The organism is Aeromonas sp. NJAU223 (assembly GCF_051125555.1).
Lineage (GTDB): Bacteria > Pseudomonadota > Gammaproteobacteria > Enterobacterales > Aeromonadaceae > Aeromonas > Aeromonas veronii_G.
The window spans coordinates 1,343,888-1,368,459 of record NZ_CP144204.1; the positions used below are offsets into that span (position 1 = coordinate 1,343,888).

The 24,572-nt window shown below is 61.5% G+C and carries 23 protein-coding genes; 6 read left to right on the plus strand and 17 right to left on the minus strand.

The features are described from left to right. Positions 1 to 17: 17 nt before the first annotated feature. Positions 18 to 602: a nucleotidyltransferase family protein gene (locus VZC39_RS06275; protein ID WP_349921570.1), complete on the minus strand. Its 585-nt coding sequence runs from the start codon at positions 600 to 602 to the stop codon at positions 18 to 20. Next, entirely contained in the window at positions 592 to 849 is a 258-nt protein-coding gene (locus VZC39_RS06280) for a GNAT family N-acetyltransferase (protein WP_349921571.1), read from the minus strand. The genes VZC39_RS06275 and VZC39_RS06280 overlap by 11 nt, the downstream gene beginning before the upstream one ends. Positions 850 to 1,023: 174 nt before the next feature. Here VZC39_RS06280 and cysM point away from each other — a divergent pair, with 174 nt between their 5' ends. Then, complete coding sequence (gene cysM / locus VZC39_RS06285) at positions 1,024 to 1,920, plus strand: cysteine synthase CysM (RefSeq protein ID WP_434666680.1); 897 nt, start codon at positions 1,024 to 1,026, stop codon at positions 1,918 to 1,920. Between the two features lie 76 nt (positions 1,921 to 1,996). Here the strand turns inward: cysM and VZC39_RS06290 are convergent, their stop codons facing one another. The 4 genes from VZC39_RS06290 to VZC39_RS06305 are packed head-to-tail and all read right to left on the minus strand — an operon-like array spanning position 1,997 to position 5,749. Next, entirely contained in the window at positions 1,997 to 3,181 is a 1,185-nt protein-coding gene (locus VZC39_RS06290; RefSeq protein WP_434666683.1) for an iron-containing alcohol dehydrogenase, read from the minus strand. Positions 3,182 to 3,235: 54 nt separating this feature from the next. After that, entirely contained in the window at positions 3,236 to 3,739 is a 504-nt protein-coding gene (locus VZC39_RS06295) for an SCP2 sterol-binding domain-containing protein (RefSeq protein ID WP_434666686.1), read from the minus strand. Beyond that, a complete protein-coding gene (locus VZC39_RS06300; RefSeq protein ID WP_434666689.1) occupies positions 3,729 to 4,307 on the minus strand; it encodes a TetR/AcrR family transcriptional regulator in 579 nt (192 codons plus the stop codon). Before VZC39_RS06300 ends, VZC39_RS06295 begins: the two co-directional genes overlap by 11 nt. Positions 4,308 to 4,315: 8 nt before the next feature. After that, entirely contained in the window at positions 4,316 to 5,749 is a 1,434-nt protein-coding gene (locus tag VZC39_RS06305) for a coniferyl aldehyde dehydrogenase (protein WP_434666692.1), read from the minus strand. 211 nt (positions 5,750 to 5,960) lie between these two features. Between VZC39_RS06305 and VZC39_RS06310 the strand changes: the two genes are divergently transcribed. Then, complete coding sequence (locus tag VZC39_RS06310) at positions 5,961 to 6,254, plus strand: hypothetical protein (protein WP_349921577.1); 294 nt, start codon at positions 5,961 to 5,963, stop codon at positions 6,252 to 6,254. A 53-nt stretch (positions 6,255 to 6,307) separates the two neighbouring features. On the opposite strand, the gene VZC39_RS06315 is transcribed toward VZC39_RS06310, so the two are convergent. The 8 genes from VZC39_RS06315 to VZC39_RS06350 all read right to left on the minus strand — a co-directional run bounded on the left by VZC39_RS06315 (position 6,308) and on the right by VZC39_RS06350 (position 14,381). Next, positions 6,308 to 6,763, minus strand: a complete 456-nt coding sequence (locus VZC39_RS06315; protein WP_349921578.1) for a C40 family peptidase — start codon at positions 6,761 to 6,763, stop codon at positions 6,308 to 6,310. 129 nt (positions 6,764 to 6,892) lie between these two features. After that, positions 6,893 to 7,813: a hydrogen peroxide-inducible genes activator gene (locus tag VZC39_RS06320; RefSeq protein ID WP_434666695.1), complete on the minus strand. Its 921-nt coding sequence runs from the start codon at positions 7,811 to 7,813 to the stop codon at positions 6,893 to 6,895. A 301-nt stretch (positions 7,814 to 8,114) separates the two neighbouring features. After that, positions 8,115 to 9,080: an alpha-L-glutamate ligase-like protein gene (locus VZC39_RS06325; protein WP_349921580.1), complete on the minus strand. Its 966-nt coding sequence runs from the start codon at positions 9,078 to 9,080 to the stop codon at positions 8,115 to 8,117. 3 nt (positions 9,081 to 9,083) lie between these two features. After that, the gene (locus tag VZC39_RS06330; protein ID WP_349921581.1) at positions 9,084 to 10,622 is read right to left on the minus strand and encodes an inactive transglutaminase family protein; all 1,539 of its coding nucleotides are present in this window, start codon (positions 10,620 to 10,622) and stop codon (positions 9,084 to 9,086) included. 3 nt (positions 10,623 to 10,625) lie between these two features. Next, entirely contained in the window at positions 10,626 to 11,384 is a 759-nt protein-coding gene (locus tag VZC39_RS06335; RefSeq protein ID WP_434668383.1) for an ATP-dependent zinc protease family protein, read from the minus strand. A gap of 82 nt (positions 11,385 to 11,466) precedes the next feature. Next, positions 11,467 to 12,444, minus strand: a complete 978-nt coding sequence (gene cmoB / locus VZC39_RS06340; RefSeq protein WP_434666699.1) for a tRNA 5-methoxyuridine(34)/uridine 5-oxyacetic acid(34) synthase CmoB — start codon at positions 12,442 to 12,444, stop codon at positions 11,467 to 11,469. 12 nt (positions 12,445 to 12,456) lie between these two features. Further along, a complete protein-coding gene (gene cmoA, locus VZC39_RS06345; protein ID WP_434666702.1) occupies positions 12,457 to 13,194 on the minus strand; it encodes a carboxy-S-adenosyl-L-methionine synthase CmoA in 738 nt (245 codons plus the stop codon). Positions 13,195 to 13,520: 326 nt separating this feature from the next. Continuing rightward, positions 13,521 to 14,381, minus strand: a complete 861-nt coding sequence (locus tag VZC39_RS06350; protein WP_349921584.1) for a DUF72 domain-containing protein — start codon at positions 14,379 to 14,381, stop codon at positions 13,521 to 13,523. A 413-nt stretch (positions 14,382 to 14,794) separates the two neighbouring features. Between VZC39_RS06350 and aspS the strand changes: the two genes are divergently transcribed. The 3 genes from aspS (at position 14,795) to VZC39_RS06365 (ending at position 19,246) form a co-directional block, all read left to right on the plus strand. After that, positions 14,795 to 16,579 (plus strand): aspartate--tRNA ligase, encoded by a 1,785-nt coding sequence (gene aspS, locus VZC39_RS06355; protein WP_434666705.1) that lies wholly within the window; start codon positions 14,795 to 14,797, stop codon positions 16,577 to 16,579. Positions 16,580 to 16,653: 74 nt separating this feature from the next. After that, complete coding sequence (locus VZC39_RS06360; protein WP_434666708.1) at positions 16,654 to 17,394, plus strand: YebC/PmpR family DNA-binding transcriptional regulator; 741 nt, start codon at positions 16,654 to 16,656, stop codon at positions 17,392 to 17,394. Between the two features lie 235 nt (positions 17,395 to 17,629). Then, on the plus strand, positions 17,630 to 19,246 hold the full coding sequence (locus VZC39_RS06365) for a phosphoethanolamine transferase (RefSeq protein WP_434666711.1): 1,617 nt from the start codon (positions 17,630 to 17,632) through the stop codon (positions 19,244 to 19,246). A gap of 323 nt (positions 19,247 to 19,569) precedes the next feature. Here the strand turns inward: VZC39_RS06365 and nagC are convergent, their stop codons facing one another. The 3 genes from nagC to nagB are packed head-to-tail and all read right to left on the minus strand — an operon-like array spanning position 19,570 to position 22,744. After that, positions 19,570 to 20,784: a DNA-binding transcriptional regulator NagC gene (gene nagC / locus VZC39_RS06370; protein WP_349921588.1), complete on the minus strand. Its 1,215-nt coding sequence runs from the start codon at positions 20,782 to 20,784 to the stop codon at positions 19,570 to 19,572. A gap of 4 nt (positions 20,785 to 20,788) precedes the next feature. Then, positions 20,789 to 21,934, minus strand: coding sequence for an N-acetylglucosamine-6-phosphate deacetylase (gene nagA / locus VZC39_RS06375; protein WP_349921589.1), 1,146 nt, complete (start codon positions 21,932 to 21,934; stop codon positions 20,789 to 20,791). Between the two features lie 9 nt (positions 21,935 to 21,943). Further along, positions 21,944 to 22,744 (minus strand): glucosamine-6-phosphate deaminase, encoded by an 801-nt coding sequence (nagB, locus tag VZC39_RS06380; protein WP_349921590.1) that lies wholly within the window; start codon positions 22,742 to 22,744, stop codon positions 21,944 to 21,946. Positions 22,745 to 23,012: 268 nt separating this feature from the next. On the opposite strand from nagB, the gene nagE reads away from it, so the two are divergent. Beyond that, positions 23,013 to 24,467, plus strand: coding sequence for an N-acetylglucosamine-specific PTS transporter subunit IIBC (gene nagE / locus VZC39_RS06385; protein WP_349921591.1), 1,455 nt, complete (start codon positions 23,013 to 23,015; stop codon positions 24,465 to 24,467). Positions 24,468 to 24,572 lie beyond the last annotated feature (105 nt).

The window sequence follows — 24,572 nt, forward strand, 5'->3', positions numbered from 1 at the left end:
GGGGCATTGCAACGGCGTTATGACCAGATCACCTCAAGGTCGGGCCAGATCTGCTGCCAACGTTTCGTCAGGATGCGTTGCACGAACACCTGGTGATCCTGGCGGCATCTCGGGTTAGCGTTCACTCGCAGTGACCAGTTATGACCAAAGCCATAGGGCGCCAGCCAGGCGAAGCTATCATCGGCCAGCAAGCGCACCCCGATACAGGTGGGGATCTCTACCCAGTGGCTGAGTGCCTCCTGGCTGCTGTGAAAAGGAGGCACCCGCTGGCGAAGATGCATGCGGGCCTGGTTGCGTACCTCCCAGCGCTGATCCGGCAGACGGGCGTACAGCCAGGCTTCATGATCCCCCTCTGCCAGCCCTTCCGGATCAGCGGCATCGAGATAGATGAGGTCGATGTCGTTGAGGGGCGTTGGCACTGTCTTGCCGTGCAAATGGTCCCAGACGAGGTTACGGACAAAACCGGCCCCCAGGGCCCAGTCGGACAAATCCAGTGTCCGAGCGGTGCGCAGGCAGGCCATCCGCAGCGGATCGGCCCTCAGCAGCGCCTCGGTCTTCATCTGCAAGGCGATCTCCTGGCGAGTAATGACGTCACTTTGCATTGCGGCGCAGCCAGACCTCGATATAGCTGCAGGTCGGCACTATGGTCAGTCCCTTCTCCTGGCTCCAGTCATAGAAGGCGCGAGCCAGTTTGTCGGCGATCCCCTGTCCCCGCAGCTCACTCGGAACCTGGGTGCTGTATGCCTCGACCGTGCCGGCATCCCGTGGCCGGTAGGCGAGGCGGGAGAGCTGGCCGTCGACAATGCAGACGAATTGGTGCTCATCGCTCTGATGAAGGATCTCGCTCATGATGGCTCCTCGAATTGTGATAGGGGTGATGAGAGCATGATGGGGGTCATTTGCCAACCGCACTTTAGGCCAAGGGCCCGCTTTGCCTATCCATCCCGCTCGCTTACACTGGCCGCCAGCCCATGGCGAGAGCCTGGGGGTTGATAAGCCAAGGTATAGAACAGTTAACAGAGGATGGATCCCGTCATGGCCTTCGCCACCCTGGAGAGTTTGATCGGCAATACCCCGCTGCTGCGGTTGCAGCGCATCAACCCCCATCCAGAGGTCACCCTGCTGGTGAAGCTGGAGGGCAACAACCCTGCCGGTTCGGTCAAGGACAGACCGGCCCTGAACCTCATCAAGGCGGCAGAGGTGAGCGGTCACTTGCGCCCCGGCGACACCCTGATCGAGGCCACCTCGGGCAACACCGGCATCGCGCTCGCCATGGTGGCGGCCGCCCGGGGCTACCGGATGCGGCTCATCATGCCGCGTACCATGAGCCAGGAGCGGCGCGACGCCATGCAGGCCTATGGCGCCGAGCTGGTGCTGGTGGACGATGGCATGGAAGGGGCGCGGGATCTCGCGCTGGCCATGCAGGCGCGGGGGGAGGGGCTGGTGCTCGATCAGTTCAACAATCCGGCCAACCCGGATGCCCACTATCAGTCGACCGGCCCCGAGATCTGGCAGCAGAGCGAGGGGGCGGTTACTCACTTCGTCTCCGCCATGGGGACCACGGGCACCATCATGGGGGTTTCCCGCTATCTCAAGGAGCGTAACCCCGCCATCGAGATCGTCGGCCTGCAACCGGCTGAGGGGAGCCAGATCCCCGGCATCCGGCGCTGGCCCGCTGCCTATCTGCCCACCATTTTCGAACCCGCAAGGGTCGATCGGGTGCTGGATGTGACGCTGGATGAGTCACTCGCCATGATGCGCCGTCTGGCCCGTGAAGAGGGGATCTGCTGCGGGGTCAGCTCCGGCGGGGCCGTGGCGGGGGCCCTGCGGGTGGCGGCGAGCCTCGAGCGCGGGGTCGTGGTCGCCATCATCTGTGACAGGGGAGATCGCTACCTCTCCACCGGGGTGTTCGGCAACTGATCCCCATTCGCCCGGGTGGCGCACAAGGCGGGATCAGGAAAATCTGATCCCGCAGATCATAGTGAGCGTCGCCCCGCTACTCCCACACCCGCTCCAGCAGGGCCAGCAACTGCTCCCTGTCGGCATCCTTGCGGTTATAGAGCAGGGCCCCGTCGTTGATGGCGAGATCCCGTATCTCCTCCAGCAGGGAGCGGTCTGTCACCCCGGCCTCCGCCAGAGTGCGCGGCAGGCGCACTGCCTCCCACAGGGTGTCTCGCAGGCTATTGATGGCATCCAGGGTGGCCTGTGGCCGCAGGGAGGGGGGCGTGGCGGCGAAGCGCTCGGCCCCCGCCAGCGGCAGCAGCAGGCGGGCGAGCTCCTCATCGATCTGGGGCCTGTTGTAGTCGAGCACGGCAGGCAGGAAGAGGTTCATGCACAGGCCATGGGGCAGATGACAGCGGGCCCCCAGGCTGTGACCGAGGGCATGCACCAGCCCCACCATGGAGTTGGAAAACGCCATGCCCGCCAGGGTCGACCCTTCCGCCAGTTGCAGCCGCAGCCCCTTGTCCTGCGGGGAGCCCAACACCTTCGGCAGGGCGTTCGCTATCTTCCCCACTGCCCCCAGGGCCAGGGCGTCACTCACCGGATTCTTGCCGTTGCCGATGAAGGATTCGATGGCATGAGTCATGGCATCCATGGCGGTGGCGGCCGTGATGGGCAGGGGCAGCCCCTGGGTGAGGCGCGGATCCAGCACCGCCAACTGAGGCAGCAGGAAGGGGGAGGTGAAGGGCACCTTACGACCGCTGTGCTCGTCCCGGATCACCGCCACCAGGGTCACCTCCGAACCTGTGCCCGCCGTGGTCGGTATCACGGCCAGGGGATTGAGCGGGCGGGTGAGGCTGCCGGCACCGGCATGATCCATCAGGTTGTTGCCGCCCAGGGTGGCGAGGATGTTGACCGCCTTGGCGGTATCGATGACGGAGCCACCCCCCAGGGCCACCAGACTGTCACAGTCGAGGGTGCGATAGCGCACGGCTATCTGCTCCACCACGGCGGTGGAGGAATCGGCCGGGATCTCGTCCCAGCAGGCCACCGCCGGCAGGTCTCCCTCGGCCAGCATCTCCTGTACCAGGGTTGCCAGGCCACTGCCACTGACCCCCTTGTCGGTGAGCAGCAGGGGACGGCTCGCCCCCAGTGCCATCAATTCGCTGGCAACTTGCTCCAGCGCCTGCTCCCCTGCCAGCAGTTTGACCGGGCAGAAGAAATCGTAGTATCGGCTCATCGCGAGACTCCCTGTGTGCGAGTGATTGAAAGATCGGAATGAAAGAGGCCGAGGTCAGCCCGTCAGCAGCCCCAGATAGATGCGACCTGCCCGCACGCCCTTGCTGACTGGGGCCGGATAGTGGCGCATCAGGGGCCTGGCGATGAAGGCGGGCAGGATCAGGGCCTGCAATTGCTCGATGGCCCGCACCAGGTGCATGGCGGTGGTGAGATCCCCCTCCACCTGCAACCGGTTCTCGCAGAAGGCCTGGTTGATCCCGAGGCGAAAGCTTAGGGCCCGAAAGGCGATGGCCGGATGCTTGAAGCGCACCCGCAGTGGATGCGGCGCAGCCTGGGCAGGGGCGCCGCAGTGCCAGCGACCGTCCTGCTTGTACAGGTCGAGCCCGTGCCGGTAGCCGCTGATCTCCAGCCGGATGCAGGTGCCGTCGGCCAGGGGGGAGAGCTCGCGGCGCACCGACTCATCGATGCGGGCGGCCCGGCACAGGGTTCGCCCCAGTACCCAGAGCAGGCAGAGATTCCAGAGGCGGTGGCCAGTTTGGCGCAGGCGTTCAAGTGTCATGGGTGCTCCTTGCGATGGTGGACCAGAACAGGGTGAAGGCGCCTTCTTGCCAGTCGGCATCTTGCCCAAGTGTCGGCTTGTCGACGAAGAGGGAGGCGCAGGCGAGAAACTGGCTCTGGCATACCTCCAGCATCAGTTCGGGCGGGACGGGGTGCAGCGCTCCGCTGGCCTGGCCCTGGGCCAGCAGCCGGGGCAGGAAGCGCAGGGTGTCGCTCAAGATCTGGCTGCGCAAGGGGCGAGAGAGCAGGGGAGAGTGGAAGAAATCCAGCACGAACTTGAGCTCATATGGATGCTCGATCATCCAGACCATGGACTGGCCCCAGTAGTGGCGGACCTGCTCCTTCAGCGTCAGCGCCGGGTCCGCCTCGCTGATGGCGGCGCCGAGACGCTGTTTGATGTCCTGATAGAGCTGCTGGATCAGCACCTCCTTGCTCGGGAAATGGTGAAACAGGGTGCCGTTGGCGACACCGGCGGCCTTGGCGATGCGGGCGGTCGCGGCCCCCTGCAGACCATCTTCTGCGCACAGGGTGAGAGTGGCTTCCAGGATCTGGCGGCGTTTGTCGGTCATGGGAGCTCCTAGCGCAGAAACAGGGCCATCATCAGCCGCTGATACCAGCGGTCATAAGGGGGGTGAACCAGGGTGCCCGGGTTGAACTTGCCCCGGCGCAGCACGGTTTTGGCCTTGGAGAAGGTGAGGAACCCCTCGCGGCCATGATAGTGGCCCATGCCGGAGGGGCCGATGCCGCCAAAGGGTGCATCGTCCGCCGCCACCTGGAACAGGCTCTCGTTGATGGCCATGCCGCCGGCATGGGTCTCCCCAATGACGCGGGCCTGCAGCGCCGGATCCAGGGTCATCAGATAGAAGGCCAGCGGGCGGGGACGGGCGGCGACATAAGCCAGGGCCTCGTCCAGCTCATCGTAGGGGATGAGGGGCAGCAGGGGACCGAAGATCTCCTGCTGCATCAGCTGGCAGTGCTCGGGCACCTCGGTCAGCAGATGGGGGGCCAGCCGCCGGCTGGCATCATCCCGGGCCGGTGACGCGCAGGGGTGCAGCTGGGCTCCCGCCTGCTCGGCTTCCGCCAGCCAGGCGGTGAGCCGTTGATACTGGCGCTCGTTGATGATGGCGCCATAGTCCGGACTCGCCACCCCCTTGGGGTAGAGGCGGCTGAAGTGGTCTCGATAGGCATCAATGAAGGCCTGCTCCTGGCCGCGAGGCAGCAGCACATAGTCGGGGGCCACGCAGATCTGGCCGGCGTTGAGACTCTTACCGAAGATCATCCGCTCCACCGCCAGGGCCATGGGTATGTCGGGGGCGATGAGACAGGGACTCTTGCCTCCCAGTTCCAGGGTCAGCGGCGTGAGCTGAGGTGCCGCTGCCGCCATCACCTGTTTTCCCACGGCGGTCGAGCCGGTGAACAACAGGTGATCGAAGGGCAGGGTGCTGAAGGCAGCGGCCACTTCTGCATCCCCCTCGATGACGCACACCTGGTTCTCATCGAACACCTCGGCCAGCAGGGCGCGCAGGGCGGCATTGGTGTGAGGGGTGAACTCGGAGAGCTTGAGCATGGCCCGGTTGCCGGCGGCGATGGCGCTGATGAGGGGGCCGAGGCTCAGCATCACCGGGAAGTTCCAGGGCACCATGATGCCCACCACGCCGAGGGGCTGATAGTGCACTTCGATGGAGGCCGGCGCCAGCAGCAGGCCGGCGTGGCGACGCTCCGGCCTCATCCAGCGGCGAAGGCGCTTGTGGCAGTAGTTGATCTGCATGACACAGGGCAGGATGTCGGCGATCAAGGAGTCATGGGCACTGCGCTGGCCATAGTCGCGGGTCAGGGCCTGGCAGAGCCTCTGCTTGTGGGCGAGCAGGGCTTGCTTGAGTCGCAGTAACTGATCCTTGCGGCTATCCAGGCTCGGCATGGGGTCGGCCTGATAGGCCTGCTTGAGACGAAGCAGCCGATCTGGCAGGGCAAATTTGTCGGTCTCTGTGGATTGCAGCGGTGTGGCTTCCATGAAAGGCTCCGTTCGAAAAATGGCCGACTGATTAGTCGGTCTGAATCTACCCTGATGTTGATATTTTGTAAACATCCGACGGCGTTCATGCTGCCGGAGGGAGGAATGGGGGGCGGGAACTGTGTCCTGAGCCACAGTTTTTGGGCGCACGGATTGGGTTTCTATCTAATAGTGGGTAGTTTTGAGGTGTCTATTTTTATGGAGAGCAGCGATGACCAAGGAACTGCACAGCCTGTTGAGCAGGCTCGACGATGTGATCGAACGCATGCCCGAGAGTTTCAATACCTACGAGTTTGCCCAGAAGCTGGCGCTGAAACACCAGCGGGAATATTTCGCCGCCGGTCACTCCCTCGCCGGGCAGGAGGGGTGCCTGTTCCGGGCGCTGCATCAGAAGATTGCCGAGGCACTGGCGGGTAACGACGGGGTGATAGAGGGGGCCCTGTTGCCTTGCACGACCCCCTGGGGAGAGCGCGCCACCTCGCCCCGCTGGCACCGCAAGCACTGAATCGATCGATAAAAAAACAGGGCCCGGCGGGCCCTGCTTTTTTATCGATGCCGTCACTGGGTGAGGCGACGGGCCTGCCAGTAGCGGCTGTTCCAGTAGACGTTGTCGAGGCGGGAGCGGATCACCCCCTTGCTGGTGGAGGCGTGGATGAACTCCCCCGCCCCGGTGTAGACACCGACGTGATACTGCTGCCAGCCGGTCTTGAAGAACACCAGATCGCCGTATTGCAGGCGGTAGCGATCCACCGGTCGACCCAGGCTGGCCTGGGACTCCGTGGTTCTGGGCAGGTTGAATCCCAGCACCTGGCTGTAGGCGAGCTGGGTGAAGGCGGAGCAGTCGAGACCGGCGCGATCCTCGCCCCCCATACGATAGGGAACGCCGCGCCACTGCTGATAGAAGCCGTCGAAGGCTCCGCTCTGACGGGGGGCCACGGGTTGTGGCTTCGGCGTGCTGGAGCAGGCCGTCAGCAGCAGGGCCAAGAGGGGAGGTAGCAGCGAGGTGCGAAGCATCCGGACTCCTTCATGGGATACGAGACTCATCATAGCCGCGTGATTCTGCCTGTAACCTGAATATCGATAGCATAAAGTGCTGCATTGTGCAGATATTTTGCTAGCGACAAGCTGCCATTCAGCCCATTCCTACTCGGTTTTCTCCCTAGCGGGAGCGATCAACGGTGTCAGCAGCTCCGACAGTTTGTAGAAGGTCTGTACCCGGGTGGTGCTGGGGCGCCACACCAGACCGATTTCCCGGTAGGGCTTCTCCCCGGGCAGGGGAATGGCCACCAGATCCGAGTTGTCCAGGATGCCGGCATCTATGGCCATCTGGGGCAGGAAGGTGGTGCCAAGGCCGGCCCCGACCATCTGCACCAGGGTGTGCAGGCTGGTGGCGGCGAAGGGATTGATCTTGCTTTTGTCCCGCAGCCGGCAGGCGCTCACCGCATGCTCGGTGAGGCAATGTTCCCGCTCCAGCAGGAAAATGCTCTGGTTGGGCAGCTCCTTGTAATCGAACGGCATGTGCAGACCCGCCGCCATGTGGGAGGGCATCACCATGTGGAAGGGATCCATGCCCACCACCTTGCTGTGGAAACCGCCGATCTCCACCGGCAGCGCCAGGATCAGCAGATCCAGCTGCCCCTGCTCCAGTTGCTTGAGCAAATTGGTGGTCGTGTCCTCCCGCAGCAGCAGTTCCAGCTCCGGATAGGCCTTGCCGCACACCTGCAACAGCTTGCTCAGCAGGAAGGGGGCTATGGTGGGAATGCAGCCGAGGCGCACCGTGCCGTGCATGACCCCGCCCTGCTGCTGGCCGAGTTCCATCAGATCCCGGGCGTCGGAGAGCAGGTGGCGGGCGCGCGTGACGATCTCCATGCCGACCGGTGTCATGATGAAGCTCTTGTGATCCCGCTCCACCAGTTGCAGACCCATCATGTCCTCCAGGGTCTGGATCCCGGTACTCAAGGTGGACTGGCTGACATGGCAGGCCTTGGCGGCGCGATTGAAGTTCTTGTGCTCATCCAGAGCGACCAGATATTGCAGCTGTTTCAGGCTGGGCCAACGTTGCATAAAGAAACCCGATAGTTGCTATCTATTTGATTTAATTAATCTACCATCGGCAAGCGGGTTTGTCGCCGGGATTAGGCGCCAATCTGGTTGCAGGCAGGGCGTGAAGCGCATCCCTGACGGAGCCGCCGTGGCGGGCAGACGCAAGGGCTCTGGCAGCTTATCTTCTTCGCTTGTGCCGTTGAAGCGCCCAGGCGAGGGGATGTGATGGGGATCCGCATCAGAGGTGCGTCCCCGCCTGTTCATGGCGTGAAACCATAAAAAACGCGCCGATGGGCGCGTTTTTGCGAGGGCAGCACATTGGCTACTCGTCGAAGATCCCGAAGTGATCCTTGGCGAAGTTGACCCGCTGATCCACCGTCATCTTGACCTGACCCAGCTTCTCGATGGTCTTGAGGTTGGGCACCAGGCCGCGGCCGTTGGCGATCTGGATGGCAAGGCCGGGACGGGCGTTGAGCTCCAGCAGCATGGGGCCGCGGAACTTGTCGAGCACCATGTCGGTGCCGATGTAGCCAAGGCCCGACATCTCGTAGCAGGAGGCGGCCAGTGTCAGCAGGGTATCCCAGTGGGGCACCTTGAGATCGTAGAGATCGAGGCCGGTGTCCGGGTGGTGACGCAGGGGGCTGCCAAACTGCACCGCCCGCAAGGCACGGCCGGTACGCAGGCACAGACCCACCCCCACGGCGCCCTGGTGCAGGTTCGCCTTGCCGTCGGAGGCCGAGGTGGAGAGGCGCATCATGGCCATCACCGGGAAACCCTTGAAAATGATCACCCGGGCATCGGGTACCCCTTCAAACGAGTAGCCGTCGAACACGTCATCGAAGTTGATGAGGCCTTCCACCAGCGCCACGTCGGGCTTGCCGCCCAGCGAATAGAGCCCTGCCAGGATGTTGGAAACATGACGCTCCAGATCCTGGCCATTGCTGGCGCTGCCGTTTGGCTTGTAGAAGAGGCCGTCTTCCTGGCGCAGGATCACCAGGATCCCCTTGCCCCCCGAGCCGCGGGCCGGCTTGATGCAGAAGCCCGGCCACTCCTTGACCAGCGCGGTGATCCGGCCCACATCGTGCTGCTCGCGGATGGTGCCGATGAGCTCGGGCACCGTCACTCCCGCATCCAGCGCGATGCGCTTGGTCTTGAGCTTGTCATCCACCAGCGGATAGAGGCTGCGCGGGTTGTAGCGGCTGATGTAGGAGTGGTTGCGCTTGTTCATGCCGAGGATGCCTGCCTGGGACAGGCTCCACGGACTGGTGTATTTCTGCCAGAACCACATCTGTTACTTGTCCTTACCCGGGGTACCGCCGGACTTCATCTCGTCGACCAGCGGCTTGAAGCGCTTGAGCTCGCTCAGCTTGTAGCCGGTGTAGTTACCCATCAGCAGCACGGTCGCCATCAGCACCAGCTGCAGGCCGAGGAAGTTGAAGGTCAGGTGACGAATGAGCTCGTTATCCATGGCCAGGTAGGCGATGACCGCTACCAGCAGGGAGCCGCCACCCTGGCGTACCACCTCTTTCGGACCCTCTTCTTCCCACAGGATGGACATCCGTTCGATGGTCCAGGAGAGGATGATCATCGGGAAGAAGGTGATTTTCATGCCATCGGTCAGCCCCAGCTTGAAGGCCAGCGCGGAGAAGATGCCGATCATCGAGATCACCATGATGATGATCGCCGATATTCGGGCCACCAGCAGCAGGTTCAACCTTGAGAGGTAGGATCGGATGATGAGGCCGGTGCCGACGATGAGCAGGAAGCCCACCAGACCCGTGATGAGGGAGGTCTGGATGAAGGCCACCGCGATCAGCACCGGCATGAAGGTGCCCGAGGTCTTGATACCCACGATGACCCGCAGGAACACCACCATCAGCACGCCGATGGGGATCAGCAGCAGACCCTTGAACAGGGCTTGCTCTTCCAGCGGCAGGCTGTGGATGGAGAAGTTCATCATCTCGGACTTTTCAAACTTCTGCGCCAGCGCCACGTTCACCGGCTGCTCCTGCTCGATCATCGAGAAGGTGACGCGGGAGTTGTGACCGCCGGTCACGTCCAGCAGGGCACCGGAGTTGTATTCCCACAGCAGCAGGTTGGCCGGATGGCCCTGTTCGCCGGTTTGCGGGTTGAACAGCTTGTAGTCGGTCGGGCTGTTGAACACCTGCAGGTAGTCCACCAGCTCCTGACGGCGACGGCCATCTTCCAGATTCAGCGCATGGACCACCCGGGCCGGGACATCGGCGTTGTTGAGCAGCTCGGCGATGAGATTGGCGCGGGTCTTGTGGGATTTCAGCAGCTCGGCGTTCTGCTCCTGCTTCTCGATCTCCTTGATGATCTCGCGGGTCAGGGTGTAACCGTCGGCAGAACGCTCCTGCGCCCGCTCCAGGATCTGCTTCATCGCGGTGGCATAAGGCTCACTCTCGATCTGCTTCTCGATGGCAGGGGGCTGGGGATTGGCGGCCGGCTTGGCATGGGCGTCCGCCATCATGTCGACGCGGTAGTAGAGCTCCTGACGGCCGGAGGCGGTGCGGATGGACCACTCGGCGCGGGCGTCTCCGTCCTTCTCGACGAACGACAGGCCGTAGCCCGGGCTCGCGGCGTTTTCGTTCATCAGGGTGAAGCCGGGCTGGGTGCCCGGGATGGCGAGGGAGGCGATGACCGGCTCGCCGGTGGCCTCGAACTCCAGCTTGGCTTCGATGGACCAGATCTGACGTTTTTCACCGGGCGTCAGCGGGACATCCAACGCGGCATGGTGATAGATCGTCATACCCAGGCCGACAATGTACAGCAGGGCAACCAGCAGATAGAACGGCTTGCGGGAGACCATGAATTATTTCACATCCTTGAGCTTGGGTTTGGGTTGGATATATTCGCGGGCCACATCGACCACGGCGATGTCTTTGAGGAATTCACGGCCCAGCAGCACGGGGAACGTCATGTCGCTGCGATCTTTCAGGGTAAATTCGGCCTTCTCGGTCATGTCGCCGATACGCACGGCGAGGCGCACCACGGGACGACGATCGAGGTCGTCGGCGGAGGCCTGACGCACCCGGACGTGACGCACCAGGGGCGCTTCAATCTGGATCTTGTCATCCATCTCCTGATGGCTCAGGAAGAAGCGCACCCAGTTCTTGCCGTTGCGCTCGAAGATGGTGATCTCCTGGGCGCTGATGGAGGAGGTGGTGGCGCCGGTATCGACCCGCGCCTGGAAGGCGTCGTTGGCCGCATCGACCCAGATCCACTCCGCTTCACCCACCAGCAGCTTGCCATCGACGGTGTGGCCCTGACTCGGGGCCGGGCACTTCTCGGTCGGGATGGGCATGGCCTTGGGCGGCTCTGGCGGCAATGTCGCCAGTTTGCTGTCGACTTTATTCACGGACTCTTTCATGTTGGTGACATCGGTGTTGAGCTGAACCAGCAGGTGCTGCTGCTGCACATACTGTTTCTGTTGCTGTTCCATGGCGGTCTGCAGGCGCTGTTCGCTGAGGCTTATCTCGGTGCGAAGATCGGCCAGCGTCAGGGTCGGAACCGGCGGTGCTTTCTCCATACTGACACACCCGCCAAGGCTGAGCAGGGAGAGCAGGGTCATTCCTTTTAATTTGCTTTTCATGTCATTCATTTAACTGTGCTTCCTGGAATTGGGTCAGTGTAACTTCCACAGGCGCCATCGGCTAGTCTTTGGCCTTTCTGGCAATCAGTACGGCACGTTTGGGTGCCGGATATCCTTCTACCGTGAGCGCAGGATCGGCGGGATCCAGGTAGTCGCTCAGGGATTCATTGATCATCCAGTCGGTACGACGCTGTTCGTCGGTGCTGGTCATATTCTCGTCCACGATCCGCACATCCTTGAATCCACAGCGCTCGACCCAGAGTTTGAGGGCCGCGCTCGAGGGGATGAACCAGACGTTGCGCATCTTGCCGTAGCGATCGGTCGGCACCAGGACGTCATTGACGCCGCCGTCGATCACCAGGGTCTCCAGCACCAGCTCACCATCATCCTTCAACTGGTTGCGCAGCTGCTCGATGTGCTCGATGGGGGACTTGCGGTGATAGAGCACCCCCATGGAGAAGACGGTATCGAACGCCCGCAGCTCCGGCAGCTCCTGGATGCCGAGCGGCAGCAGGTGGGCGCGCTGATCCCCCCCCGTGAAGTGGCGGATGGCCTCGAACTGGCACAGGAACAGGGGGCTGGGATCGATGCCGACCGCGAGTCTGGCGCCTTCGCCGACCATGCGCCACAGGTGATAACCACTGCCACAGCCCACGTCAAGCACATAACGTCCTGCCAACGGGCTGACATGTGGCAGTACCCGCTGCCATTTCCAGTCGGATCGCCACTCGGTATCGATGTGGATGCCGTGGACATGGAAGGGCCCCTTGCGCCAGGGCATGAATTGGCGCAGCAGGCTCTCGGTCTTCTTGCGCTCCCCCTCGCTCAGGCTGTGCTCATCCCCGATCGCGACCCTGTCACGCAGTTCGATGTGGCCGGGGGCGATGGCGGGCAACTTGTTGAGGGCACGATTCCAGCGCGGCAGATCCCCGTGCAGGTTGTCATGCTGCCAGGCGTGCAACTGGGCGGGCAGGGTGTGCAGCCAGTGGCTCAGCCGGTTCTTGGCAATGAGTTGATAAAAATTGGCAAAGTCGATCATGGCTTAGTTGGCTTAGTTGGCGTCGCTGGCTTTGATGGCAATCATGGAACCGAAGTTGAAGCACTGGAACCAGAGATCCTGATGGACGAAACCGGCCTCGTGCAGGCGGGCCTGATGAATGGCCAGGGTATCGGTGCGCATCACGTTTTCGAGGGCGGTGCGCTTCTGGCTTATCTCCAGCTCGCTGTAACCGTTGGCTCGCTTGAAGTCGAGATGCAGGTCGATGAGCAATTCATTGACCTGGGCATCCTCGAAGCGGAATTTCTCGCTCAGGATCAGGATGCCGCCGGGACGCAGACCGTCATGAATGCGCTGGATAAGCGCGGCCCGTTTCTCGGGGTCGACGAACTGCAGGGTAAAGTTGAGCACCACCACGGAGGCATTCTCGATGGCGATGTCGCAGATATCCGCCTCGATGAGCGTCACCGGCACCTCGGATTTGAAACCGGAGAGGTGGGCGCGGGCCCGTTCTATCATGGGGTGGGAGAGATCGACGGCGGTGATGGTGCAACCGGACTGGGTCAGGTTGCGGCGCATGGCCTGGGTGGCGGCACCGAGGGAGCAGCCGAGATCATAGAGACGGCTGTCTGGCTGGGCGTAGCGGGCGGCCATCATGCCGATGGCGGAGATGATGTTGCTGTAGCCCGGTACCGAGCGCTGGATCATGTCGGGGAAGACATCGACGACCTGCTCGTCAAAACAAAAATCCCCCAGGCGGGCGATGGGGGCGGCAAAAATCTGATCGTGCATGTTGGCGCAACCTGACAGTCGGGACAGAACCTGGCTGTGTTATTCAATGGGGTGTTGGCGCGACGCTCCGGCGTCATCACCGGTTGACGGACGGGGTAGCGGCCTTGGGATCCCTGGCGCCGCTTCCGTTCGCAACGGGCCATCATCCTGGCCCTTCGTGAGACCAGACCGATTGTTGCACACTGTTGCAAGAAACGGAGGGCTGGCCCTGTTGTATGGGGCGCTAGTGTAGTGGATTGACTGGCGTTTGTCTTGACGGCGCACCCCTTGGCGCCACAAAAAATCGGCTTTTTTTACCCCCTGTGGGTGGGGAATGAAGGGATGTATTAGAAGTGGAGTTCTCCCTGGCGGGCGCGATCGTTTTCCCCCGGCCAGGGCGCCATCTCCTGACCGAGCAACTGGCTGATCTGGCGAGCCAGTACCGGTGCCTCGGCATTGTCGGCGGTATGGATGAAGAGGTAGAGATCCTTGCCCTCTGCCAGCCACTGTTGCCAGCGGGGCAGCCAGGGTGGCAGGAAAGGGTGATTGGCCGCCGGATCCGGCAGGCCGATCAGGCGCACCACGGGCGCCTGGGCGGTGGCGAGCAGGTGCACAGGGAGTCTCGGCTTCTTGCCCTGGGCATCCACCATGGCTGCACTCTTTGCTGCGATAGTGGCGGACACCGAGAAGAGCGGCCGGGAATCGAGCATGATGCGGTTGATGCCCTGCTCCATCAATAGCCGGTTCAGGGCGCGCTCTGCCTCACCCTTGGCGAAAAAATCCGGGTGGCGCACCTCGAGGGCATAGGTGAAGTCTTGCGGCAGACGGCGGAAGAATTCCGCGAGGCGTGCCAGGCCGGCAGGGCCGAAGCGGGCGGGCAGTTGCAGCTTGAGCAGCCCGAGCTTGGGGTGCAGGGGTTCCAGCAGGCGAATAAAGCTCGTCACCTCCTTGTCCACACTCACCAGATCGCTCTGGTGGCTGATGGTCTGCGGAAACTTGAAACCGAAACGAAAGTGCGCGGGCACCGCATCGGCCCAGCGCCGCACCGTGTCAGGTGTCGGCAGGGCGTAGAAGGTGGTGTTGCCTTCCACGGTATTGAACACCCGGGCGTAGTCGGCAAGGTGCTCGGCGGGCCTGGCATGCAGGCCCAGCAGTTGGCCGGGCCAGGCCGGATGGGACCATTGGGGCAGGCCCAGATAGAGGCTCATAAGGGATCCTGTCTGCAGGTTTGTCTCATTTCGTCCCTGTTTTTGCGCCAGGACAAGAAAAAACAGGGCAAAGGTGGCTGCGGGCTATTTTACCCAAATGGGGGTTTTCCTCTATAATGCCAGCCCTTTTGTTTGCCAATTCGTTGTGACTCATGCGCACATGTCCCCAGGGGGAGCATGATGGCGCCCACGAATTGAGCAGGCACGACGCTGCCGATGCCATCGCAGACCCCTACGGGGGGTGTGCTCGCATATGCTCGGCAGTACTGATCCGGCTCGGGGGAGCCGGATGATATGAGACTGATTTCAAACCGGGTAAGAATCCGAATCTGGCCAGCTATGAGACAGACGGTGCTTGCCAGTCGTGCCCGGCGACCCAAACCGTCTCTCTACTATTTCGAAGGAAGAAGTCCATGCGCTCTATCTATTGCGGACAGGTCAATGAGGCCCATGCAGGGCAGACCATTACATTGTGCGGTTGGGTCCATCGTCGTCGTGATCTCGGTGGTCTGATCTTTATCGACATGCGTGACCGGGAAGGGATCGTGCAAGTGTTCTTCGATCCGGACAAGCCGGATGCCTTCGCCCTGGCCTCTGAACTGCGCGGTGAATTCTGCATCCAGGTGACCGGCGTGGTGCGCACTCGTCCCGAGTCCCAGCGCAACAAGGACATGGCCACCGGTGCCATCGAGGTGTTCGCCCACGAGTTGACCATCATCAACCGCTCCGAACCCCTGCCCATCGACTTCAACCAGGTCAACAGCGAAGAGGTGAGCCTCAAGTACCGCTACCTGGATCTGCGCCGTCCCGAGATGGCCAAATACCTGAAGACCCGTGCCAAGGCCAGCGCCTTCGTGCGTCGCTTCATGGACGAGCAGGGCTTCCTCGACATCGAGACCCCCATGCTGACCAAGGCGACCCCGGAAGGGGCGCGCGACTACCTGGTGCCGAGCCGCGTCCACAAGGGCAAGTTCTACGCGCTGCCCCAGTCTCCGCAGCTGTTCAAGCAGTTGCTGATGATGTCCGGCTTCGATCGCTACTACCAGATCGTCAAGTGCTTCCGCGACGAAGACCTGCGCGCCGACCGCCAGCCTGAATTCACCCAGATCGACGTGGAGACCTCCTTCATGACCGCGCCGCAAGTGCGCGAGTTGATGGAAGAGATGATCCGCCAGCTGTGGCAACACGTGCTGGCCGTGGATCTCGGCAACTTCCCGGTGATGACCTTCGACGAGGCCATGCGCCGCTTCGGCTCCGACAAGCCGGATCTTCGCCTGCCCATGGAGCTGGTGGACGTGGCCGATCTGCTGGCCGAGGTGGAGTTTGCCGTGTTCGCCGGTCCTGCCAAGGATCCGAAAGGCCGTGTGGCGGCCCTGAAGGTGCCGGGCGGCGCCGAGCTTTCTCGCAAGCAGATCGACGAGTACACCAAGTTCGTCGGCATCTATGGTGCCAAGGGCCTGGCCTGGATGAAGGTCAATGACGCCGCGAACGGCCTCGAAGGCGTGCAGTCCCCGGTGGCCAAGTTCCTCTCCGACGCCATCGTGCGCGAAATCCTGGCCCGTACCGGTGCCGCCAATGGCGACATCATCTTCTTCGGCGCCGACAGCAAGAAGGTGGTCTGTGACGCCATGGGTGCCCTGCGCCTGAAGGTGGGTCGCGATCTGGGCCTGGTGGAGAACGTCTGGAAACCGCTCTGGGTCATCGACTTCCCCATGTTCGAGGAAGATGGCGAAGGCGGTCTGGCAGCCATGCACCACCCCTTCACCGCACCGAGCAAGCTGAGCCCGGCCGAGCTGAAGGCCAATCCGGTCAGTGCCTATGCCAACGCCTACGACATGGTGATCAACGGCTACGAAGTGGGTGGCGGCTCCGTGCGTATCCACAACAGCGAGATGCAGTCCACCGTGTTCGACATCCTGGGGATCGCCCCGGACGAGCAGCGCCTGAAGTTCGGCTTCCTGCTGGATGCCCTGAAATACGGCACCCCGCCCCATGCCGGCCTGGCCTTCGGCCTGGACCGCCTGAGCATGCTGCTGACCGGCACCGACAACATCCGTGACGTCATCGCCTTCCCGAAAACCACGGCGGCAGCCTGCCTGATGACCGATGCCCCGAGCTTCGCCAACCAGGCTCAGCTGACCGAGCTGGCCATTGCCACCGTCGCCAAGGCAGATGCCAAGGCCGAAGGGGCAGAATAACTTGTTCGGGCCGCACTTGCGGCCCGATTGTTTCCATGTATCTGATTGATTTATAAGTATAACGGAGAGTTTTTATGGCAGGTCACAGCAAGTGGGCCAACATCAAACACCGCAAGGCGGCGCAAGACGCCAAGCGCGGCAAGATCTTCACCAAGCTGATCCGTGAAATCACCACGGCCGCCCGTCTGGGTGATGCGGATCCCGCCAACAACCCGCGTCTGCGCGCGGCCGTGGCCGCCGCCCTGACCGGCAACATGACCCGTGACACCATCAACCGCGCCATCGCCCGTGGGGCCGGTGGCGGTGACGGTGAGCAGCTCGAAACCATCGTTTACGAGGGCTACGGCCCGGCGGGCTCCGCCGTCATGGTGGAGTGCCTGACCGACAACCGCAACCGCACCGTGGCCGAAGTGCGTCACGCCTTCAGCAAGTGCGGCGGCAATCTGGGTACCGATGGCTCCGTTGCCTACCTGTTCAGCAAGAAGGGTCTGCTGACCTTCGTGGGCGTTGATGAAGATGCCCTGATGGATGCTGCCCTGGAAGCGGGGGCTGATGACGTGGTCACCGAAGAAGATGGTTCCATCGAGGTTTACACCAGCCCGAACGACTTCGGCACCGTACTGGACGGTCTGGAAGCCGCCGGCTTCAAGCCCGAGAGCGCGGAAGTGACCATGATCCCCTCCACCGAGGCGGAGCTGGATGCGGAGACCGCCCCCAAGCTGATGCGTCTCATCGACATGCTCGAAGATCTGGACGACGTGCAGGAGGTCTACCACAACGGTTCCATCTCCGACGAGGTCGCGGCGACCCTCTGATCCCGCTTCCTTATTAAAACGGCAGCCATCGGCTGCCGTTTTTTTGTCTTGAAAATGTAATCAGGACTCAATCTTCTACCGCCTTAATTTCCGCTTAAGTTTGCCTCCCTAGGCTTGTCCAGTATCCGGGCTGCTGTGCCCGTCACCCTTGTCTGCTCGGGATGAGAGACAGGTGACAGGCGTGCCCAACGCCCCTTGAAGGGCTTCAGATTTACTGGCTTGTCGGAGTATCGTTATGCGTTTCACCCTCGGCGTGATGAAGGTCAACCTGTTGCTGGTGCTGCTGTTTGCACTGGTGTTCAACTGGCCCATCTTCCTGCACTTTTATCGGATCCTCACCGCACTGGAGCATGTCAAGGCGGGCTTCGCGCTCTCCATCCCCTTCGTGCTGATGGCGGCCCTCAATGCGGTCTTTTTGCCGTTTACCTTCAAATATGTGCTCAAGCCCTTCTTCACCCTGATGATCCTGACCGGCTCCATCGCCAGCTACGCCATGCTGAAATACGGCGTCATCTTCGATGTGGGCATGGTGCAGAACATCATCGAGACCAACAGGGGGGAGGCGACCTCCTACCTCAATGCCTCGGTGGCACTCTGGTTCCTGCTGACCGGCGTGTTGCCGGTGATCTGCCTGCTGGCCATCAAGATTGACTACCCCAGCCCCTGGTACAAGGGGCTTGGCATGCGCCTTGGCAGCATCGCCCTCTCGCTGCTGTTCCTCGGCGGGGTCGCGGCGCTCTACTACCAGGATTACGCCTCGGTGGGCCGCAACAATCACACCATCGTCAAGGAGATAGTGCCCTCCAACTATGTGCGCGGGGTCTATCGCTACTTCCGTGACATCGTCTTCGCGACGCCCATCCCGTACGAGCAGATAGGGACGGATGCCAAGATAGCGGGCAAGCGCGACAAGCCGACCCTGATGTTCCTGGTGGTGGGGGAGACGGCGCGCAGCAAGAACTACTCCCTCAATGGCTACGAGAAAGAGACCAACGGCTTCACCGCGAAGGAGTCCGAGGTCGTCTCCTTCAAGGATGTGCGCTCCTGCGGCACCGCCACCGCGGTCTCCGTGCCCTGCATGTTCTCCAACCTGACCCGGCGCAGCTATGACGAGACGCTGGCCAAGTCCCGGGACGGCTTGCTGGACGTGCTGCAACACGCCGGTGTTTCCGTGTTGTGGAAGGAGAACGACGGCGGCTGCAAGGACGTGTGCAAGAACGTGCCCACCATAGAAATCGAACCCAAGCAGTACCCCGATTTCTGCAAGGGTGGCTCCTGCTACGACGCCGTGCTGCTGCAGGGGCTGGACAAGCAGATCGCCGACATGAAGGAAGGCAACAAGGTGGTGGCCTTCCACCTGATGGGCAGCCATGGCCCGACTTACTATCGCCGCTATCCGGCCGAGGATCGCTTCTTCCTGCCGGACTGTCCGCGCAGCGATATTGAGAACTGCAGCAACGAGGAGCTGGTGAATACCTATGACAACACCATCCGTTACACCGACAAGGTGCTGGCCCAGCTCATCAATAAACTCAAGACCCTGGAGAGCAGCTACAACGTAGGCCTGGTCTATCTGTCGGATCACGGGGAATCCCTCGGTGCCCTGGGCCTCTATCTGCACGGCACCCCCTACAAGTTTGCGCCGGATGATCAGACCCGGGTGCCCCTGCTGACCTGGTTCTCCCCCCAGTTGCAGCAGGATCGCCAGCTGAACCAGGATTGCCTGCGCCAGGAGGCCGCCACCAGACGCTTCTCCCACGACAACCTGTTCCACTCCATGCTCGGTATCATGAATGTGCAGACCAAGGTGTATGACGGGGCGCTGGACATGTTCAAACCTTGCCGGGCGTGATGCCTGAACAGGCGACATGCACCACAATGGCAGCCAAGGGGCTGCCATTTTTTATGGGCAAGAGTCACCGCCGGGCGCGGGCGGCCTTCGGGCTGGCGCGCCGGGTGTGCCTGTTGCGAGTTCGGGTCGCGGTGACAGTGACGGTGTCATTGCCGGGAAGGGCCACCTTCGGGCCGGGAAATCTCGGGGAAGAGGTGAAATGCGGCCTGTTCAGCAGATTCAGCAGATTCAGTAGCTTAGTTTGATATTGGTAGATGATTGACAAGGTGGAATGCAATAAAGGCAGCCGAGGCTGCCTTTATTGTCTTATGGGGTAGGGGAAGCTACTTCTGCTCCATGATGATCTGCAAGAGATCACCCTCCAGCAAGGAGCGCTTGACCAGGGCGAAGCCACCTATGGTGGGCTGGTTCTGGAAGCGTGCCTTCACGATGGGCAGACCACGGTGGAAGCTCGGCAGGGATTGATGCTCGACGCAGCGACGGATGGCCGGGATCAGGATCTCTTCCGCAGCGGTGATTTCACCGGCGATCAGCACCTTCTGCGGGTTGAACAGGTTGACCGTGATGGCGATGGCCCGGCCCAGATGTTCCCCCACGTTCTCGATCACGCTGCGAGCGAGTTCATCCCCCGCCACGGCAGCCTTGCACACCTCGGCAATGGTGATGTGCTTCTCCTGCAGCGAGCTCAGGTGGCCGCGGCTGATGAGCTCCTTGACCTTGTCGACGATGGCCTCGTTGGAGGCGATGGTCTCGAGGCAACCGAAGTTGCCGCAGTGGCAGCGCTTGCCCAGCGGTTCCACCTGGATGTGACCGATTTCGCCGACGTTGCGGTTCTGACCGAGGAACACCTTGCCCTTGGTGATGATGCCCGAGCCCGCCCCCTGGTGAACGCTCACCAGGATGGAGTCCATGCAGTCGCGGGATTCGCCGAAGAAGTGCTCGGCGAGCGCGAGGGAACGGGTGTCGTTGCCCACGTAGCAGGGCAGGTTGAAGTGGTGTTCCAGCAACTTGGCCAGACCCAGATTGCGGATCTGGTAGGTCGGGGTATAGATGACCATGCCGGATTCCGGGTTGACCAGCCCCGGCATGGTGAGGGCGACACTGATGAGGTTGCGGCTGCGATCCGTGTTGGCGTCGATGAAGGCGCCAATCTCCCGCAGCAGCATGTCGACCACGGGTTGTTGCTCGATCTCGGTCACCTGGGTGACGTGTTGATCGAGCTCCTTGCCGTCGAGGTCATAGAGGCTCAGCTGCAGATAGCCGCGGCCCAGCTTGGCGGAGACAAACTGAAAGCGATGCTTGATGGTGGTCAGGGAGATGGCGCGCCGCCCGCCGGTGGAGGCTTGCGGTGAGGTCTCCCTGATCAGCCCATGCTCGATCAATTGCCGGGTTATCTTGGTCACGCTGGCCGGGGCCAGCTGACTCAATTCGGCAATCTTGACCCGGGAGATGGGCCCTTGCAGGTCAATGAGCCGATAGACGACCGCACTGTTCACCTGCTTGATAAGATCTACGTTTGCTATTTGTCCGCCAGTCATAGTGTCACTGTTGTGTGTAGTGTCCGTTAACCACGGTCCCGCAGACCGCGAAGGCCTGATCAAAGACGGTGAGGTTGGCAATTTTTCCGACCTGGATACTACCGAGACGTGAGTCCCATCCAATGGCGCGAGCGGGGTAAAGGGTGGCCATTCTCAGTGCTTCATCGAGCGGTAAACCGACCTGTTTGACCAGATTTTCCACCCCTTCGATCATGGTGAGGGCAGAACCGCCGAGTGTACCATTCTCGTCGATGCACTGACCATCGCGGAAATAGACGGTTGCCCCACAAAAATCAAATTTCTCAAAGCCTTCCGGTGCACTGGCCGCGGCGGTCGCGTCGGTGACCAGCACCAGCTTCTCCCCCAGTATCTTGTGCGCCAGGCGCACGTTGGCCCAGTGCACATGGTGGCCATCGACGATGATGCCGGCATAGACATCCTTGCGATCATAGATGGCACCGACCACGCCGGGCTCGCGCCCGTTCACGGTGGGGGTCATGGCGTTGTAGAGGTGGGTGGCGAACTGGATACCGTTGTCGAACCCGGCCATGGCCTGCTCGTAGTTGGCGGCAGTGTGGCCGGCCGAGACCAGGATGCCGGCCTCAACCAGGCGACGGATGTGTTCCGGCTTGTTGCGCTCCGGTGCCAGGGTGATCTTGGCAATGGCATCGCTGTTGGCGCAGAAGAAGTCGATCATCTCGTCGGCAGGCTGGCGGATCTGCTCGGCCGGGTGGATCCCCTTGCGCTTGAGGTTGGTGTAAGGCCCTTCCAGATGGACGCCGAGCACCTCGTTCGGGTGGGCGGCCATGTAGTCGCGGGTCACCGCCACCGCCTGCTTCATGTCCGCGTCCGGACTGGTGATCAGGGTCGGCAGGAAGCTGGTGGTACCGGACTTGAGGTTGGCCGCTTGCATGATGGCCAGGGTCTCGGTGGTGATGTGACCGTTGAACATGACGCCGCCGCAGCCGTTGAGCTGGACGTCGATGAAGCCGGCGCTGAGGTTGGCACCCTGCAGATCATGCTGTTTGACACCGGCAGGCAACTCGTCCTGGCGCAGGATGGCGACGATGCTGTCGCCATCGATGAGGACGCCATGACCGGTCAGCACACAGCTGCCGGTGTAGAGGGTGCAATTAGTCAGTGCGTACATGGGGACTCCTTACAGGTGCTTGATGTTGTCGACTTCCAGTTGTTGGAAGTAGCGCACTGTCTTGACCTTCAGCTCCATGGTGGAGGGCTCGTCACACACGACGATGCCTTTCGGATGCAGCTGCAGGGTGGAGATGGTCCACATGTGGTTGACGCTGCCCTCGACCGTGGCCTGCAGGGCTTGGGCCTTGGCGTGACCGATCACCAGGATCAGGATCTCTTCGGCATCCATCAGGGTGCCCACGCCCACGGTCAGCGCCAGCTTGGGTACCTGATCCATGTCGCCGCCAAAGAAGCGGGAGTTGGCGATGCGGGTATCTTCGGTCAGGGTCTTGACCCGGGTACGGGAAGCCAGGGAGGAGGCCGGCTCGTTGAAGGCGATGTGACCGTCGTTGCCGACGCCGCCCATGAACAGGTTGATCTTGCCGTAGGATTTGATCTTGTCCTCGTAACGCTGGCACTCGGCCACCAGATCCGGCGCATTGCCGTTGAGGATGTTGATGTTTTCCGGACGGATGTTCACGTGGTTGAAGAAGTTGTTGTGCATGAAGCTGTGGTAGCTCTCGGGATGCTCCTTCGGCAGGCCCACGTATTCGTCCATGTTGAAGGTGACCACGTGCTCGAAGCTCACTTCACCGGCCTGGTACAGCTCGATCAGACGCTTGTAGGTTGCCAGCGGGGTACCGCCGGTGGGCAGACCCAGTACAAAGGGGCGGTCGCTGGTGGGCTTGAACGCATTGATGCGGTCAACGATATAACGGGCAGACCAGAGACCCACTTGGCTGGCTGACTTCAACGGGATCAGGCGCATTTCTATACCTCTGTACGGGTTGCGGCAGTCTATCGACGGCAAGGACTAAACATTTTTAAGTTGTTTTATAGCGTAAATAAAGATTGCGGACTAAGCCACATCAATCGACTACTTTTATCTCTGTTGAGTGATAATGATCACGAATGCTGGTTTATTAATTTGCGCAGCGAAATAAAACCCATAGACTGCCAATCAAGCCTTGATGGCTTATGCGTCGAACGTGATAAGCACTTAATTTCTAGAAAAACATCAACTAAGGAGAGGAACCGTGAACATTCTCGGTTATTTACAAAAGATCGGCCGTGCCCTGATGGTGCCGGTGGCGGTATTGCCTGCCGCAGCGATCCTGATGGGGATTGGCTATTGGATTGACCCGAACGGTTGGGGCGGTGGCAGTCCACTGGCAGCCTTCCTGATCAAAGCCGGCGCCGCCATCATCGATAGCATGCCCATCCTGTTTGCCGTCGGTGTTGCCTACGGCATGTCCAAAGATAAAGACGGTTCCGCCGCACTGGCCGGTCTGGTCGGTTTCCTGGTAGTAACCACTCTGCTGAGCCCGGGCGCCGTTGCCCAGATCAAGGGTATCCCGGCCGATCAGGTTCCGGCTGCCTTTGCCAAGATCAGCAACCAGTTCGTCGGTATCCTCTGTGGTGTCATCGCCGCCGAGCTGTATAACCGTTTCAGCAGCGTCGAGCTGCACAAGGCGCTGGCCTTCTTCTCTGGCCGTCGTCTGGTGCCGATTGTGACCTCCGTGGTCATGATCGTGGTCTCCTTCATCCTGATGGCCGTCTGGCCGGTCATCTACGGTGGCCTGGTCTCCTTCGGTGAATCCATCGTCAGCATGGGCTCCACCGGTGCCGGTATCTACGCCTTCTTCAACCGTCTGCTGATCCCCGTGGGTCTGCACCACGCCCTGAACTCCGTGTTCTGGTTCGACGTGGCCGGCATCAACGACATCCCGAACTTCCTGGGTGGTCAGAGCTCCATCGATGCGGGTAAAGCGGTGGTTGGTGTGACTGGTATGTACCAGGCTGGCTTCTTCCCCATCATGATGTTCGGTCTGCCGGGCGCCGCCCTGGCCATCTATCACTCCGCCAAGAAAGAGAACAAAGAGAAAGTTGCGTCCATCATGATCGCAGCCGCCTTTGCCGCCTTCTTCACCGGTGTGACCGAGCCGCTCGAGTTCTCCTTCATGTTCGTGGCGCCGGTGCTGTACGTCATCCACGCGCTGCTGACCGGTGTCTCCGTGTTCATCGCCTCCAGCATGCACTGGATCGCTGGCTTCGGCTTCAGCGCCGGTCTGGTGGATATGGTGCTCTCCAGCCGCAACCCGCTGGCGACCCAGTGGTACATGCTGCTGGTACAAGGCCTGGTGTTCTTCGGTCTGTACTACGTCATCTTCCGCGCCGTGATCGTCAAGTTCAACCTGAAGACCCCGGGTCGTGAAGACGACGAAGCCGTACCGGTACAGGCTCAGACCACTGACCGCACCGAGCTGGCCAAGCAGTATCTGGAAGTGCTGGGTGGTCAAGACAACCTGGTCACCATCGATGCCTGCATCACTCGTCTGCGTCTGACCCTGAAAGATCGCAGCATCGTCGATGAGCGCAAGCTCAAAGCCCTGGGCGCGGCCGGTGTGGTCAAGCTCGGTGAGCAGAACCTGCAGGTGATTCTGGGCCCCTTGGCCGAAATCATCGCCGGTGAGATGAAAGCCCTGCGTTAATCGAGCACGAGCTCACCTCAAGACTAAGTCCATTGTTGACATAAATAAGGGCCCCACCCAGGGGCCCCACATAAAAAAAGCCAAGAAAATCCAACCTTTACTTCA